Below are 15436 nucleotides of genomic sequence, written 5' to 3' on the forward strand. Positions count from 1 at the left end.
ATTACACACCACACTCAGACAAATAAGCGCGGCTCTGCACCAAATCTCGCTTCACGTTTTCAGTGTTATACACCGGACGCTCTTGCTCAACCACCAGCCAGCCTTGGTAGTTAATCTGTTGCAGCAACGTCCAGATATCAGCCAACTTAATATTTCCTTGCCCTAATGGTCGCGTGAGCGCCTGACAATACGCCTGACTGATACCACAACGATCACGCAACGCGTTATGTAACTGCTGGGCATCAATGTCTTTCAGGTGAACATGCTCCAATCGCGCAGCATAGCGGCGGATCATGACATCGGGTTTCATGCCATCAATATATAAATGGCCGACATCCAGACACAGTCCTAACTTTTCAGCAGAGATTGCGCTCATCACGGCCGCAATCTCATCTTCAAAGGCCACATACCCGCCCGAACTTGGGTGCAATAACACACGAATGGCCTGTTTTTCTGCAACGGCAACCACCGCCAATATTGTCGCGATCATCGCCGCTTGTTTATCTTTACTTAAACGCGGTGCAATCACACCGTGTCCGATGTAAGCATCGCGAATCGCATTCGCGGTGTCCATGATCAGTAGCTTGTCGACGCCAATCGCAGCAAGGCGGCACACTTCTTTTTCTGCTTTCGCCACAATGCGGTCGTGCGCATCGGGATCGCTGAAATGTTCATGCAAATTACCCGCACAGGCTTTCAAGCCTCGGATTCTTAACGCACTTTTTAACACCTCGGGATCATCAGGGAAATAACCAATGGGGCCCAGTTCTATCCCTTCATATCCCGCTTCACGCGCTTCCACTAAAATGCGTCCCCAGCTTGGATTATTACTGAGTTCTGATGTTTCGACGCCCCAGCAACAAGGGGCACAAGCTACCTTTACATTCATGATTACTTCCTTAAATCAATCTACATCGAATTCGGTATGATCGGTTTGCGCTATAACGCCAACCCACTTTCAATCAAAAACTGGCGACTTTGTTTAATGTCTTGCAGTGTGGTGTCGGCATTACGCGGATCACGCTCTTGCTCTATGGTGATCCAACCATGATAGCCAATGCTAGACAGCGCTGCGGCAACCTGTTGATAGTCAATCGCCCCTTGCCCTAATGGGCACATCACGCCATCTGCGCAGGCTTGCCAGAAGCCAACTTGCTGTTCAATCGCCGCGTCTAATCGGGCTTTATTCACGTCTTTAAAATGGACATATTCAAGACGATCGGCATAGTCGATAAGGCTCTGTGCGGGATCCATACCGGCGTAATACAGGTGGCCGGTATCTAGGCATAACCCTACGTCACTGTGGGGCAGATCGTGTAATGCACGGTCGATTTCATCTTGATATTCGATATATCCGCCGGCATGCGGATGCACCACCGCACGTATTTTGTGCTGCTTGGCTATCGCGCTGATTTCGCGAATCGTATCCATCATGTGTATCCAATGTGGGGCATCAAGCCGTGGCGCACGATCAGACATGCCTGCAAATTGGCTACGGATGTCATTCACGCAATCAATCACGACTAATTTCTCACACCCGATATTTTCTAACAAACCACACAGACGTTTGGTTTTATTGATGATTTCTTCGTAGTGGCGCGGATCCGACAAGGGCTCAAAAATCGTTCCTGCGCACACATCGAGCTCTTTGTGGAACAACGCGGTGTTGATCACATCGGCATCTAACGGCAGAAAACCGTATGGGCCAAGCTCTGTGCCGAAATAACCCGCCAAGCGCGTTTCGGTCAGTACTTTCATCCAATCTGGGTTGTGTGGATTATCTGATGATTCAACGCCCCAACAGCATGGCGCGCATGCAAGTATATAGCTCATGGTATTTATCCTTTCGTAGTAGAAACCCTGATCTGCTCATACTGCGGCAAACACGTAATACACCCAGAGTAGGTGGAAATGGACAGCGGTGACGTGACCTACCCCTCATCCTATTTTTGCATTTACGCAAATATGATTTGAAACATTGGCTATAACACTCTGACGATGGGGATCCGTAGACTGATTGCAACCTCGTTAATCAATTACAGGATGTAGTATGGAACCTGTTTATATCGTCGCCGCTAAACGTACGCCCATTGGTGCTTTCAATGGCGCACTGGCCCCTCTTTCTGCGCCGCAGCTCGGTGCAACCGCGATCAAAGCCGCATTGACCCAGTGCGAACTGTCGCCCGATTTCATCGATGAAGTCATTGCGGGTAACGTACTCAGCGCGGGCATCGGGATGGGGCCGGGCCGCCAAGCCGCTATCCTTGCAGGGATCCCAGAGACTGTTCCGGCATATACCCTGAATATGATCTGTGGCAGTGGCATGAAAACCGTGATGGATGGCGTAAGCCACATTCGTGCTGGCGAGGCTGATATTGTGGTGGCATGTGGGATGGAAAGCATGTCACAAGCTCCGTTCATTTCATCTAGCCAGCTTCGTCAAGGCGTGAAAATGGGCAATCAGATGCTGGAAGACAGCATCATTAAAGATGGCCTGACAGATGTGTTTAACCAATACCACATGGGAAACACAGCAGAAAACATCGCGGCGTTATACGACATTTCACGTGACGCGCAGGATGCGTATGCCGTTGCCAGCCAGCAAAAAGCCGCAGCAGCCATGCAATCTCACGGTTTTCAGACCGAGATTGAATCTGTCACCGTGGACTTTCGCCGTCAACAATACACCGTTGAACAAGATGAGTACCCGAAAGCAGATACCACCTTTGAAAAGCTGCAAGCCTTGCGCCCGGCATTCAATAAAGAAGGCAGCGTAACGGCCGGTAATGCGTCAGGCATTAACGATGGCGCCTCGGCCATTATCTTGGCGTCGGCAGCTGCCGTTGCGCGTCATAATTTGCATCCACTGGCTGAAATTGTCGCCTGTGGGCAAGCCGGAGTCTCCCCCAAAGTGATGGGATTGGGTCCGGTGCCCGCCATTGCTAATGCATTAGAGAAAACAAATCTCGCCCTCATAGACATTACGTGTCTTGAATTGAATGAAGCCTTTGCAGCGCAAGCCTTAGGCGTGATGAAAGGTTTGTGCGAACAACATGATGTTGATCCTGATTGGCTTGCCGCGCACACCAATGTCAATGGGGGGGCCATCGCTCTGGGTCATCCATTGGGTGCATCGGGCAACCGTATTCTCACCAGTTTGATTTATGAAATGCACCGTGCTGGCCACGACTATGGCCTCGCTTCCCTGTGTATCGGGGGCGGCATGGGCACCGCAGTTATCCTTCGCCGTTGCGATTTTGCATAAAAGGAGCCATCTTCCATGAAAAAACACATTTCTGCTCAAGATATTGCTGCGCTACTGCGTGATGATATGACCATTATGATTGGCGGCTTTATGGCCAATGGTGCCCCTGAAGGCTTGATTGATATCATCCTTGAATCTGGGGTGAAAAACCTGACCCTGATCAGCACCGATACCGGCACGCCTGAAACCGGATCCGGCCGCTTAATTCGTGCCAAACGTATTCGCAAGCTGTATGCGTCGCACATTGGTACCAACCCAGAGACAGGCGCACTCATGAATAGCGGCGAGCTCGAGGTGGAGTTAGTCCCCCAAGGCACGCTGGCTGAGCGCATCCGTGCCGCGGGCGCGGGCTTAGGCGGCGTGCTGACTCCGACGGGACTCGGTACACTGGTTGCAGAAGGCAAAGACGTGATCACCATTGATGGCAAAGACTTCTTATTGGAAAAACCACTGCGTGCTGACTTAGCCTTCATTCGTGGTTCGATTGTCGACCACAAAGGCAATGTGTTTTACAAGCGTACCACCCAGAACTTCAACCCAATGATGGCAACGGCCGCTGACATTGTGGTGGTTGAAGCGGAAAAACTCGTGAATACCGGTGACATTGAACCGGAATGCGTACATACCCCTAGCCTTTTCGTGAATCATATTTATCAAGGAGCCTAATCATGACTATCGTACGAGATAAACAACAAGTTCGCCGCATGATTGCTTGGCGTGTGGCGCAAGAACTCAACGACGGCGACGTGGTGAACTTGGGGATTGGCCTGCCTTCGCTTGTGGCGAACGAAACAAGTCGCGACATCGAAATTTTACTGCAATCTGAAAATGGTCTGATTGGGATTGGGGAGATGGCGACTGACGCCACCCGTGATCCTGATTTGGTGAATGCGGGCGGTCAGCCTATCACGGCAACCACCGGCGCATGTTATTTCAACAGTGCCGATTCGTTCACTATCATCCGTGGTGGTCACGTCGATGTGACCGTACTTGGCGCGTTGCAAGTGGATCAGCACGGCAATCTAGCCAACTGGATCATTCCGGGCAAAATGGTACCCGGTATGGGCGGCGCGATGGATCTCGTGGTTGGCGCGAAGAAAGTCATTGTTGCTATGGAGCACACCGTTAAAGGGCAGCCAAAGCTGTTAAAACAGTGTTCGCTACCACTGACGGCGGCCAATCAGGTCGATTTAATCATCACCGAATTTGGTGTAATTGAGATTACCCCGAAAGGCATGATGCTGATTGAACTCGCCCCCGGTGTCACGTTGGATGAGATTCAAGCGGTTACCGAGGCGGATCTGATCATATCTCCGCAATTAACGGCGATGCCAATCCCTGCGGATCTGTTTGCCACCAGCTCGGCGGCTTAGCACCGACCAAGTCAAAATAACGACGCTATATTGATCCCCATTTATTCTAGACAGACAGCCAGTTGACCTCCATCAACTGGCTGTTTTCATCTTTTTCATTATTACCCCGCCCCGTTGTTAGATTGCTATCTTGCCGTTCCCTTTTGCTTAAAACACAGGCATAAAAAAACCAGTGCTCAGCACTGGTTTTTGAGTCGCTATATCAACATGACAGCGAGTGGAGAAAACGGTTAGTTAACCGCTTTTTCCTTTTTGTCGCTCATCGCGTTAGACACTTCAATAGGCAATTTCTGCAGAACATAATCACCCGGTGCATTGGCTCTCACAGGGAATTGTTCGCTCCCCGCTTGACGTGGTTCAACTTGTTCCTCGGTTTCAAACCCAGCTAACCAGTTGTCCCAATGCCCCCACCATGAACCTTCTTGACGCTTCGCGCCATCCAGCCATGCATCAGGGTCCGCAACGGCTTTGTCGTTCGTCCAGAAGCCATATTTATTCTTCGTTGGATGGTTAACAATCCCTGCAATATGTCCAGATTCACCCAATACAAACGTCGATTTACCCCCCAGGGTCTTCGCGCCGCGGTATGTACCTTGCCATAGAGCAATATGATCTTCTTGGGTAGAAATAAAGTAAGTCGGGATTTTGATCTTCTTCAGATCAATATACACGCCATTTATTTTGTAGCCTTTCGGATCAATCAGACGGTTTTCCAAATAGAATTGACGCAATAAGGTGCTATGACATGCCACGGCCACATTGGTACTATCACCATTCCAGTACAACAGATCGAAATCAATTGGGCTGTTACCTTTCAGATAATTATTGATGTAGTAGTTCCAATACAGGCTGTTTTCACGCAGAAGGCTAAACGTCACACTGAGTGAACGCCCATCCATGTACCCTTTTGCTTCATTTTGTGCTTCAATCGCCGAAATGATCGGGTCATTGATGTAAGCACCGATTTCCCCTGGTTGAGAGAAATCCAACAACGTCGTGAAGAACGTGGCTGACTTAATACGGCTGCGCATGCGCTTCGCCGACTTATAAGCCAACGTAATGGCAAGCAGCGTACCACCAATGCAATAACCCGCTGCATTGATTTGCTTCTCGCCAGTCACTTCTTCAATCACGTCAACGGCTTTTACCACACCGTCTACCACGTAGTCATCAAAGTCGATGTCAAACATGCTGGCATCTGGATTTCGCCACGACATCATAAATACCGTATGCCCTTGCTCTACCAGCCAGCGCACCATGGAGTTCTTCTCACGAAGATCCAAGATATAATATTTATTAATGAAGGGCGGCACGATCAACAATGGCGTCGCATTGACTTTTTCAGTCGTCGGTTTGTATTGAATCAGCTCAAACAGGTGGTTTTTGTAAACCACATCGCCCGGCGTATTCGCCACGTTTTCACCCAGATGGAAAGCACCGTCATTGGTCATGCGAATTTTAAGTACGTCGGCACTGGATTGAATATCCTGCTGAAGTAACTCCATTCCCTTAACCAAGTTCTGGCCGTTACTTTCCACAGTCAACTTCGCTAACTCTGGGTTAGTGGTGACAAAGTTCGTTGGAGACAGTGCGTTAATCGCTTGACGTGAAAAGAAGCTCAAACGTTCTTTCGCATTATCATCGATTCCATCAATAGAATCGATCGTGTCTTTCATTGTATTACTGAATAGCAAATATGATTGCTTGATATAATTGTAAAACGCCTCATTTTCCCAAGCAGGGTCCATGAAGCGCTTATCATCTTTCTCAGGCTTAATTAATGCATCACCGTCACCATTATTCATGGTGACGTTCTGCCAAATCTTTAATTGGTTATCCCACCAGTCCATTTGCACTTTCGCAAGCACAGCAGGCTGTGTTGCGGCTTTTTCTAATAGCTTCGTTGTATCTTCAAAGCTAAGTTCGTTCAGTGCTTTATTTAGGGGACTGTTGATGGCTGCCTTGCCGGAATCCAGCTCCTTCCACCACATTTGGTTCATTTCATGGAGCTTGGCAAAGTAGTCCGAAAAGAAGTTATGGTTCATTACAATGACCTCTATATTAGGACTAATAAAGCCGCCCCAATACTGGGACGGCTCTGTGGTCATGTCATTAAGCTGGAGTTACTTGGTTTACATTTTCTGCAACAAGCTCTTCAACTTCAGTTTTAAACGTCTGTGCAACTGCTGAGAATTTATTGCTGTCATCGATAAGCTGCTGAGAAAGCTTAGTCAATGTTTCAAGCTGCTGGCTGTTGAACTCAGCAAAAGACTGTACATCTTTTACTTCGCTCACGGCTTTCAGCTGAGATAGACCTAGGTCAGTGTAAGCACGAACTGCAGCAAGTTGTAGCTCAGTTAGCTCTTCTACATTCTTAGTGAATAGCTTGTTGAATTTCACATAAGGTGCTAGAGATTTTTCTGTTTGCTCAGAGAAAGACTTGAACATATCCGTATACATAGCTTTTTCCTTCATAGTAAGTAATTTTTTCTGTGTGCCTGCATTATTCAATATCAGGCACAATACTGGTTTAATTAAACGCGTTTCAAAACAACTGCTGTACCCATGCCGCCACCTACACATAAGGTAGCTAGGCCGTGCTCTGTACCACGACGGCGCATTTCATGAAGCAGGCTCACCAAAATACGGTTGCCTGATGCACCCAATGGGTGACCAAGGGCGATCGCGCCACCGTTTACGTTTGAGCGTTCCGCAAGGTCTTCAACCTTCACGTTTAGCTCATCCGCTAATTCATGCAATACACCCAATGCTTGTCCTGCAAAGGCTTCATTAAATTCAAACAAGCCGACAGAATCGAGTGACAAGTTCGCTTTATCAAGAGCTTTAACAACCGCAGGAACCGGACCTAAGCCCATAATTTCAGGGGCAACACCTGCTTGTGCATAGCTTTCAACTTCTGCAAGTGGTGTCAGACCATATTTAGCAACGGCTGCTTCAGAGGCAACAATGATGGCACTCGCACCGTCGTTAATGCCTGATGCATTACCGGCAGTTACTGAACCACCTTCACGCTTAAAGGCTGGACGCAATTTCGCTAACCCTTCAATGCTCGCATCGGCTTTTGGATATTCATCAGTATCCACAACGCTTGTTTGACGACGTACTGTCACTTCTACAGGTGCGATTTCCTCAGCAAATTTACCCTGCTCAATCGCAGCAACGGCTTTTTGCTGGCTCGCCAGTGCAAAGTTATCTTGCTGTTCACGGGTCAGGCCTACTTTTTCGACCACGTTTTCCGCCGTCACACCCATGTGGTAGTTGTTGAAGACATCCGTCAAACCATCAGCAACCAACAAGTCAGTCAGTTCTAGGTTACCCATTTTTTGCCCGTCACGAATGGCAGACGACGCGCAGAATGGAATTTGAGACATGTTTTCCGCACCCGCAGCCACAACAAGGTCTGCATCGCCTGCTTTAATGTGTGCTGCCGCATCCATAACGGCTTTCATGCCTGAACCACACACCATATTTAGGCTGTAAGCGGGTACTTCTTGTGGGATACCTGCATAAATCGCGGCTTGACGACCTGGGCCCATTCCTTGACCGGCACCAACAACGTTCCCCAGAATTACTTCATCAAGATTGGTCGGATCAATTTTGGCTTCTTCCAGTGCCGCTTTGATTGCGACAGCAGCAAGTTGTGCAGCCGGCACGGATTTCAATGCACCGTTAAAGCTACCCAGAGGCGTACGTTTTGCAGCAACAATATATACTTTGGTCATGATTACTTGCGTCCTTTCACTATCACTTAATTAATTCAATGTGCAGAATTAGTGCATGTACAAACCGCCATTCACTGACAATGTTTCGCCAGTGATGTAGGCTGCTGCGTCGCTTGCTAAGAATGTAACGGCTGCTGCCACTTCCGCTGGTGCAGCAAGGCGTTTCATTGGAATTTCGGCTTTAATGCTATCAAGGACTTCTGGCTTGATGGCTTCAACCATTGGCGTGCCAGTGTAACCAGGGGCAATCGCGTTCACAGTAACACCAGAACGTGCACCTTCTGCTGCTAAGGCTTTGGTGAAACCAATCATGCCCGCTTTCGCTGCAGAATAGTTGGCTTGACCAAACTGGCCTTTCAGACCGTTTACTGACGTGATATTGATGATTCGCGCATTACCACGCTCACACATTGCGGCGAAAAGTGGCTGTGTCACATTAAATAGACTATTGAGGTTGGTGGAAATAACGTCATCCCACTGCTCTTTCGTCATACGTTTAAAGGTTGTGTCACGTGTGATCCCTGCATTGTTGACCAACACGTCAATGTTACCTTCTTCCTGCAATAATGTTGCCAGCGCTTCTTGGCAGTAAGCGGTATCTGTAACATCTAACGGGAAAAGACGAACCTGATCTTCTGAATAGTTATTCTCTTTAAACCATTCCTTTGCTTTGGCTTCACCATTTGGATAATACGTTGCAATAACGCGAAACCCTGCGTCAACCAATCCTTTGGTAATCGACGAACCAATACCACCCTTCGCACCAGTTACTAATGCATTTTTACTCATTTCAGAAGACTCCATTTCATCGCGATAACGACCTTGATTCTCATTAACAATAACTTAGAAAGACATTGCTGTGAAAATCACTAACCAACATGAACGTTTATTCAGTTCACATGTTTCTTTAATTTGCATCCTAGCTAGCTATAAAGACACTTTAGTGACTGTTGCATTGCATAAATATTATAAGAACACATGCACATATTAATATCAACACAAAGCATTCATGGTCATACCAATATTCCTGAATAGAATCACACTTACAGTTCGAAACAGGTTTAATCTTTAATTGTGTCAATATTGTTGTTTTTCACTGTGCGCTAAGCGAATACCTTGTTAATACCTAAAAATCATATAGATAGCTTAAAATGCGTACAATCAATGACAGAAATGATCTCCCTTGGTTACTGCAATCTGGGTCGTTATGCAGCAGTAAAAGTCAGGATAAATTGAGGCGTATAGGAGGTGATTGAGGCGTATTATTGGGGGATATCAGACTAACGAATGTTCTAAAATGTGACACGGTAAACACAAATATGCGCTATTGAAACATACAAAACATGCACTATCGTCTAAAAAACAACCAGACAGGCTACCATTGATCGCAGAAGAGGAACTTAACCCTTTAGATTCAGTCTCACAGACCATATAGCTAACGTATCTCAATCACTTACACTTAAGAGATAATCGCTATATACCCAAGCAACTTCAGACGCCCGATGAATAGGCGTTATATGCTCAACATAAATGCGATCACTCATTATTGATGCACATAGCTTGAGGTAGCTTGGGTATATTGTTTCTGACTGTTTTATTAAAGGACACATTCCATCCATGTTGACATCTACATTCCAACGCCTTCAGACATACCTGAATTCTCAGGTTATTGGTCAGCCTGATCTTGTTAAACAGTTAATGATTGCCTTACTGGCAGATGGGCATATTCTGGTTGAAGGCCCTCCCGGTCTGGCAAAAACCCGTGCCGTCAAAGTGCTTTCAGATTGTATTGAAGGACAATTTCACCGCATTCAATTTACCCCCGACCTGCTACCCGCCGATTTAACCGGTACTGATATTTATCGCCCTGAAACCGGCGAGTTTATCTTTCAACAAGGCCCTATTTTTAATGCCCTGCTACTGGCCGATGAAATTAACCGCGCCCCAGCCAAAGTACAGGCTGCAATGTTAGAAGCCATGGCTGAAAAGCAAATCACGGCCGGTAAAAAAACCTACCCGCTGCCTGATTTGTTCTTGGTGATGGCGACACAGAACCCGATAGAGCAAGAAGGGACTTACCCACTGCCAGAAGCCCAACTTGACCGTTTCTTATTGCAGTTGAATGTGAACTACCCGAATGCGGCCAGTGAACTGGACATTTTGCGTCTAAACCGCGGTGAAGCCCTGGGTGTCGCACCGACCGAGTCCGTCCGCATAAGCCAGCAAGATATTTTCACCGCCCGCAAAGAAGTGCTGACGATTCATATGGCGGACGATGTCGAGCAATACATTATTCGTTTAATCATGGCGACACGTGAACCAAACCGTTACAGCGAACAATTAGCTGGTTGGTTACAAATGGGCGTCAGCCCGCGTGCTACCTTGGCCCTAGACCGCTGTGCCCGTGCTCATGCGTGGATCTCTGGGCGTGATTATGTGACCCCGGAAGACGTACAAGCCATGGCATACCCTGTATTGCGCCATCGCCTGCTTCGTAGCTATGAAGCACAGGCTGAAGGTATCGCGGCCGATACGATTGTTGAACATTTGATTGCACAGGTGGCTTGCGCATGACAACACACACACCGATCCCAGCACTGCCTTTACACAGTGATGGTGTCAATTTGTGTCTGGCTGAGCTGTTACAATACAAAAATCAATCCGTGCGCTGGCTTCCGCCAGCGCAAAGCGTTTGGTCGCAGCTGAATGGTCAGCATCAAAGTCGCCGTAAAGGTCGGGGCATGAACTTCTCCGAAGTGCGTCCCTACCAACCGGGGGATGACATTCGCGCCATCGATTGGCGTGTCACGGCCCGTACAGGAAAAACCCACACCAAGTTGTTCACTGAAGAACGCGAACAGCCCGTTATGTTGTTGATCGACCTTAATGCAAGCATGTGTTTTGGCTCTCAGTTGCTGTTGAAATCTGTTCAAGCGGCACATTTTGCCAGCTTACTCAGTTGGCTTGCGGTCAGTGAGAAGGATCGCATTGGGGCCATTATCTACGATGGGCATCAGCTGGTGGATTGCAAGCCAACAGGACGCCAACAAGGTCCGCTCAGTGTCATTAATGCAATGATTGCCGCTCACCAGCGTGTCAGTGAAAATGCCTTACAAGCACCAACATCACTGCTGCCGTTTTCAGATGCCTTGAAACACCTTCACCACCTTTGTCCCAAAGGCAGTGAAATTGTCATTCTGAGTGATTTTTACCAGTTAACGGATTCAGACCAACGTCGGCTAAGCCAACTCCGGCAGCATAATCGCATCCAGTTTGTGCATGTTTATGACCCTCTGGAGCGTGGTCAAACGACCTTCAACGGTATCGAATACGTAACCGATAACCAGCAAGCAACCTGGCTCGACTTTTCCGCGGCACGTACCCGTGAAGGTTTAAACCAGCAATACCACGCGCATCAGCAGTTCTTGCAAGCACTCTGCAAGCGGTTAGCCATTCCATTACATCTGCTTTCCGCCGCGCAACCGCTCATGCAGCAACTGGGCTTTAGTGCATCGCAACATCGTTCATCGCAAGAGGGAGGGTTCAATGGCTAATCCATCAACCACACCGTTATTGCCGCTGGCTGACATTCACCTCCCTGAAGCCCCTGGTTTTTGGCCTCTGGCTTGGGGATGGTGGGGCATGAGCGTTATCGTGCTGTTAGCCGTTGCCTTTTTGGCGTTCACGTACTGGCAATATCGCCAAAGAAATCGCGCTCGCCATGAAGCCCTCACGAAATTACAGCGTTTCACCCAGCCCGCACAATTTGGTGAGCTGAACCAATTATTACGCCAAATGGCGATGACCTATCGCCCTCGACAGCATGTCGCCGGACTCGCCGGTGAAAAATGGCTGGCATTTCTGGATGCGCAACTTCCCCAGAAAGAGGCCGGATTTGTAGCGCTATCGAGTGATTGGCAACAAGGGCTTTTCTCACCTATGCCGTTAAGTGAGAAGCAATTCAATGCTTGTTTACGTCAAGCGAAGGTATGGATTAAAAAAGCGCGCTTTGTGCAGCAAGAGCAGTAGGACAATGTGCAATGTTTGAATTTATTTGGTTGTGGGCTTTCGCCTTATTACCGCTTCCCTTTCTTGTTTATTTTTTAACGAAACCGTCGGTGCAGCCGTCTGCGATTCGATTACCGAAATTGCCGGCAGGACTCGGACAACAACAGCAAACCAGTCGTTGGCTATTGGGGTTAATGGGCGCCGCTTGGGTCGCCTTGATCGTTGCTTGTGCACGACCGGTTTGGTATGGCGACCCGATTGAAATCAACCCTGAACACCGCGATATGATGCTTGCCGTCGACTTATCCGGCTCGATGTCGACGGAAGACATGATCACGGAAAATGGCAATGCTATCGACCGTCTGACCGCCGTTAAAAACGTGTTGCATGATTTTATTGGCCACCGTAAAGGCGACCGCTTAGGCCTTGTGTTGTTTGCCAATCATGGCTATTTGCAGACCCCACTCACATTCGACCGAAATACCGTACAGCAACAACTTGATCGCACGGTGATGGGGCTGATTGGGCAAAGTACGGCGATCGGTGAAGGGCTTGGGGTGGCAACGCGCACCTTCATTGAGAGCAAAGCGCCCCAGCGCGTCATTGTATTACTCAGTGACGGGGCAAATACTGCCGGTGTCATTGACCCGATTGAAGCCGCCGAGTTGGCCAAGAAAAGCAATGTCACCATCTATACCGTGGGTGTCGGCGCAGAAGAAATGGAACAACGTACCTTTTTTTCAAGCCGTACAGTGAATCCCTCACAAGATTTGGATGAAACCACACTCCGCCGCATTGCAGAGTTGACAGGCGGCCAATATTTCCGCGCGCGCAACCCGCAGGAGCTGGAACAGATTTATACCACGATTGACAAGCTTGAGCCGGTCAATAATGCCCAGCAAACGTGGCGACCTCGCCAAGAGCTGTTCCGCTTTCCGTTGGCTGCCGTCCTGTTGCTGTCCATCGTCATTGTTATCATGAGAAAACGTCATGGCTAGTTTCACTTTCTTATACCCAGCTTGGTTTATTGCGCTGTTGCCGCTCGCAATCGTGCTGCCTTGGCTACGCCGTGGTCAGCAAAAACAGGGGCTCATTGCTCCTCACCTCGCGGCAAAACTGGGTGATCATACCCCAAAGAAAACCCACCATTTTCTGCCTGGGCTCGGCCTTTTTTGGCTGGGCATGGTTATCGCATTAGCCGGGCCAAGTTGGCAGAAAACAACCCTGCCCGCTTACAGCCTGTCTGATGCCCGTGTACTGGTGATGGATATGTCTCGGTCGATGTATGCCAATGACGTGACCCCGAATCGCCTCACTCAGGCGCGATTCAAAGCGTTAGATTTATTACCCGGCTGGAAGGAAGGCAGTACCGGTTTAGTCGCTTATGCAGCAGATGGCTACACGGTTAGTCCGCTGACTGAAGACGCGAAAACGTTGGCGAGCTTAATCCCATCACTGTCTCCGGAAATCCTGCCGATTCAAGGCAGTAATGCAGCAGCCGGTATCCAAGAAGCCATTAACCTGCTCAAGCAAGCTGGCCATCAAGAGGGGGATATTCTCCTGATCACCGATGGACTCAACGATGACGAACTGGCGAAAAGCCAAGCGTTACTCGCCAACACTCCCTATCGCGTGTCTATTCTGGCCGTCGGCACACCACAAGGTGCGCCCATTAGGTTACCAGAAGGCCATTTATTGACCGACCAACAAGGCAATACCGTGGTCGATAAATTGGACATCGACAACTTACTGCCTCTCACGCAACAAACCGGTGGCGTTTTACAATTAGCGCAACCGACTAACAGCGATGTGGATCAGTTGATTGCAGCCACCAGCCAAACGGCCTCTCAGGCGGAAAAGCACGAGAAAAAAACCCTAGAAGAGCGCGTAAACAATGGATTCTGGTTGTTATTACCCCTCGTAATACTGGCATTGTTCGGTTTTAAGCGTGGTATTGTCGTTGCCCTGCTCTTTACCGTGATGCCAATGGACATGGCCCACGCGGCAAGCTGGAAAGAGCCCTTCCGAAACAATGATACCGTCGCATTTGAATTGTATGAACAAGGACAATTTGCGGAAGCAGCCAAGCAGTTTAATGCCCCATCATGGAAAGGCGCAGCAGAATACAAAGCAGGTCAGTTTACGCAAGCCATTGACACGTTACGCCCCCTTACTGACGAAACATCACGCTATAACCTCGGGAATGCCTATGCCCAATCGGGTGATTTAGACAAAGCGGCCGCACAATACCGTGCCATTTTGGCCGAAAATCCGGATCACGCCGATGCCAAGAAAAACCTTGAACTGATTGAGGCAGCAAAACAGCAGCAAAAGCCAGAGGATCAACAAGAACAGCAGAATCAGCAGAATCAGCAGAATCAGCAGAATCAGCAGAATCAGCAGAATCAGCAGAATCAGCAGAATCAAAATGCTAACGGGCAGAATAAGCAAGATCAAAATCAACAGGGACAGAACCAACAAAGTCAACAAAACACCGAGGCGTCACAATCTGATCAGCAGCAGAACCAGCAAGGTCAATCCCAGTCAGGGTCTGACAGCTCGGGATCTGACAAGGCTGAATCGTCACCGTCTCCGTCTGAAGGCGCTTCGTCACAAGATCAGGGAGCTTCTCAAGATCACGCATCATCACAGAGTCAATCGTCCTCACAACAGAAAACACAACACGGTGAGAACGGGCAGCCTAAAAAGCAGGATGGGCAACAGGCAACACAAGGAGAGCAGCCTTCGCCATCTTCTGCTCAAGCGCAATCAGAAGGTAAACCGACATCTCCAGAGCAGAACCCGGAAGCACAACAAACTGCACTGAAAATGGCGGAATCCGACGATAGCGATCCGCAGGATAAAAACGGGTCGGCGGCCGTTGGTACCTCTAACGAGGGGGACAGTAATGCCTCTGCCAGCGATCCAATTTTGAAAAAACTGGAACAGGTGCCCGATGACACGGCTGAATTGATCCGCGCGCAGATCATCTTGCAAGCACGAGAAAAAGCAGCACCACAAGATACGGCAAACTCATGGTAATTAAA

Annotated in this window: 14 protein-coding genes; 8 read left to right on the top strand and 6 right to left on the bottom strand. The window is 48.7% G+C overall.

Features of this window, described 5'->3' with window-relative positions:
- Position 1 precedes the first annotated feature (1 nt).
- Together ACSF8W_RS00730 and ACSF8W_RS00735 are read right to left on the bottom strand one after the other, a co-directional pair.
- Positions 2–889 carry a sugar phosphate isomerase/epimerase family protein gene (locus ACSF8W_RS00730; protein ID WP_428479643.1) on the bottom strand — a complete coding sequence of 296 codons (888 nt, stop codon included), beginning with the start codon at positions 887–889 and terminating at the stop codon, positions 2–4.
- Between the two features lie 50 nt (positions 890–939).
- Entirely contained in the window at positions 940–1833 is an 894-nt protein-coding gene (locus ACSF8W_RS00735; RefSeq protein ID WP_428479642.1) for a TIM barrel protein, read from the bottom strand.
- 217 nt (positions 1834–2050) lie between these two features.
- On the opposite strand from ACSF8W_RS00735, the gene ACSF8W_RS00740 reads away from it, so the two are divergent.
- Genes ACSF8W_RS00740 through ACSF8W_RS00750 form a run of 3 tightly spaced genes read left to right on the top strand, consistent with a single transcriptional unit; the run spans position 2051 to position 4638 of the window.
- Positions 2051–3265, top strand: a complete 1215-nt coding sequence (locus tag ACSF8W_RS00740) for an acetyl-CoA C-acetyltransferase (protein WP_500844221.1) — start codon at positions 2051–2053, stop codon at positions 3263–3265.
- A 15-nt stretch (positions 3266–3280) separates the two neighbouring features.
- Entirely contained in the window at positions 3281–3931 is a 651-nt protein-coding gene (locus tag ACSF8W_RS00745) for a CoA transferase subunit A (protein ID WP_500844223.1), read from the top strand.
- 2 nt (positions 3932–3933) lie between these two features.
- Positions 3934–4638: a 3-oxoacid CoA-transferase subunit B gene (locus ACSF8W_RS00750; RefSeq protein WP_428479639.1), complete on the top strand. Its 705-nt coding sequence runs from the start codon at positions 3934–3936 to the stop codon at positions 4636–4638.
- A 230-nt stretch (positions 4639–4868) separates the two neighbouring features.
- On the opposite strand, the gene phaC is transcribed toward ACSF8W_RS00750, so the two are convergent.
- The 4 genes from phaC to ACSF8W_RS00770 form a co-directional block, all read right to left on the bottom strand.
- Positions 4869–6683, bottom strand: coding sequence for a class I poly(R)-hydroxyalkanoic acid synthase (phaC, locus tag ACSF8W_RS00755; protein ID WP_500844225.1), 1815 nt, complete (start codon positions 6681–6683; stop codon positions 4869–4871).
- A gap of 67 nt (positions 6684–6750) precedes the next feature.
- On the bottom strand, positions 6751–7098 hold the full coding sequence (locus ACSF8W_RS00760; RefSeq protein ID WP_428479637.1) for a phasin family protein: 348 nt from the start codon (positions 7096–7098) through the stop codon (positions 6751–6753).
- 74 nt (positions 7099–7172) lie between these two features.
- Positions 7173–8381: an acetyl-CoA C-acetyltransferase gene (locus ACSF8W_RS00765; protein WP_428479636.1), complete on the bottom strand. Its 1209-nt coding sequence runs from the start codon at positions 8379–8381 to the stop codon at positions 7173–7175.
- A gap of 48 nt (positions 8382–8429) precedes the next feature.
- Positions 8430–9170, bottom strand: a complete 741-nt coding sequence (locus ACSF8W_RS00770) for an SDR family oxidoreductase (RefSeq protein WP_428479635.1) — start codon at positions 9168–9170, stop codon at positions 8430–8432.
- An 828-nt stretch (positions 9171–9998) separates the two neighbouring features.
- Between ACSF8W_RS00770 and ACSF8W_RS00775 the strand changes: the two genes are divergently transcribed.
- The 5 genes from ACSF8W_RS00775 to ACSF8W_RS00795 are packed head-to-tail and all read left to right on the top strand — an operon-like array spanning position 9999 to position 15431.
- Positions 9999–10955: an AAA family ATPase gene (locus tag ACSF8W_RS00775; RefSeq protein WP_500844228.1), complete on the top strand. Its 957-nt coding sequence runs from the start codon at positions 9999–10001 to the stop codon at positions 10953–10955.
- The gene (locus tag ACSF8W_RS00780; protein WP_500844230.1) at positions 10952–11935 is read left to right on the top strand and encodes a DUF58 domain-containing protein; all 984 of its coding nucleotides are present in this window, start codon (positions 10952–10954) and stop codon (positions 11933–11935) included. The genes ACSF8W_RS00775 and ACSF8W_RS00780 overlap by 4 nt, the downstream gene beginning before the upstream one ends.
- Positions 11928–12410, top strand: a complete 483-nt coding sequence (locus ACSF8W_RS00785) for a DUF4381 domain-containing protein (protein ID WP_500844231.1) — start codon at positions 11928–11930, stop codon at positions 12408–12410. The genes ACSF8W_RS00780 and ACSF8W_RS00785 overlap by 8 nt, the downstream gene beginning before the upstream one ends.
- 11 nt (positions 12411–12421) lie before the next feature.
- A complete protein-coding gene (locus ACSF8W_RS00790; protein ID WP_428478786.1) occupies positions 12422–13387 on the top strand; it encodes a vWA domain-containing protein in 966 nt (321 codons plus the stop codon).
- Positions 13380–15431, top strand: coding sequence for a vWA domain-containing protein (locus tag ACSF8W_RS00795; protein WP_500844233.1), 2052 nt, complete (start codon positions 13380–13382; stop codon positions 15429–15431). Before ACSF8W_RS00790 ends, ACSF8W_RS00795 begins: the two co-directional genes overlap by 8 nt.
- The last annotated feature ends 5 nt before the right edge of the window (positions 15432–15436 follow it).

The sequence above is a fragment of the Photobacterium sp. 270122K genome (genome assembly GCF_059941365.1).

Excerpts from the sequence above, each read along its gene's own strand:
- ACSF8W_RS00730 (WP_428479643.1), bottom strand. The coding sequence starts at position 889 with ATGAATGTAAAGGTAGCTTGTGCCCCTTGTTGCTGGGGCGTCGAAACA.
- ACSF8W_RS00735 (WP_428479642.1), bottom strand. The coding sequence starts at position 1,833 with ATGAGCTATATACTTGCATGCGCGCCATGCTGTTGGGGCGTTGAATCA.
- ACSF8W_RS00740 (WP_500844221.1), top strand. The coding sequence starts at position 2,051 with ATGGAACCTGTTTATATCGTCGCCGCTAAACGTACGCCCATTGGTGCT.
- ACSF8W_RS00745 (WP_500844223.1), top strand. The coding sequence starts at position 3,281 with ATGAAAAAACACATTTCTGCTCAAGATATTGCTGCGCTACTGCGTGAT.
- ACSF8W_RS00750 (WP_428479639.1), top strand. The coding sequence starts at position 3,934 with ATGACTATCGTACGAGATAAACAACAAGTTCGCCGCATGATTGCTTGG.
- phaC (WP_500844225.1), bottom strand. The coding sequence starts at position 6,683 with ATGAACCATAACTTCTTTTCGGACTACTTTGCCAAGCTCCATGAAATG.
- ACSF8W_RS00760 (WP_428479637.1), bottom strand. The coding sequence starts at position 7,098 with ATGTATACGGATATGTTCAAGTCTTTCTCTGAGCAAACAGAAAAATCT.
- ACSF8W_RS00765 (WP_428479636.1), bottom strand. The coding sequence starts at position 8,381 with ATGACCAAAGTATATATTGTTGCTGCAAAACGTACGCCTCTGGGTAGC.
- ACSF8W_RS00770 (WP_428479635.1), bottom strand. The coding sequence starts at position 9,170 with ATGAGTAAAAATGCATTAGTAACTGGTGCGAAGGGTGGTATTGGTTCG.
- ACSF8W_RS00775 (WP_500844228.1), top strand. The coding sequence starts at position 9,999 with ATGTTGACATCTACATTCCAACGCCTTCAGACATACCTGAATTCTCAG.
- ACSF8W_RS00780 (WP_500844230.1), top strand. The coding sequence starts at position 10,952 with ATGACAACACACACACCGATCCCAGCACTGCCTTTACACAGTGATGGT.
- ACSF8W_RS00785 (WP_500844231.1), top strand. The coding sequence starts at position 11,928 with ATGGCTAATCCATCAACCACACCGTTATTGCCGCTGGCTGACATTCAC.
- ACSF8W_RS00790 (WP_428478786.1), top strand. The coding sequence starts at position 12,422 with ATGTTTGAATTTATTTGGTTGTGGGCTTTCGCCTTATTACCGCTTCCC.
- ACSF8W_RS00795 (WP_500844233.1), top strand. The coding sequence starts at position 13,380 with ATGGCTAGTTTCACTTTCTTATACCCAGCTTGGTTTATTGCGCTGTTG.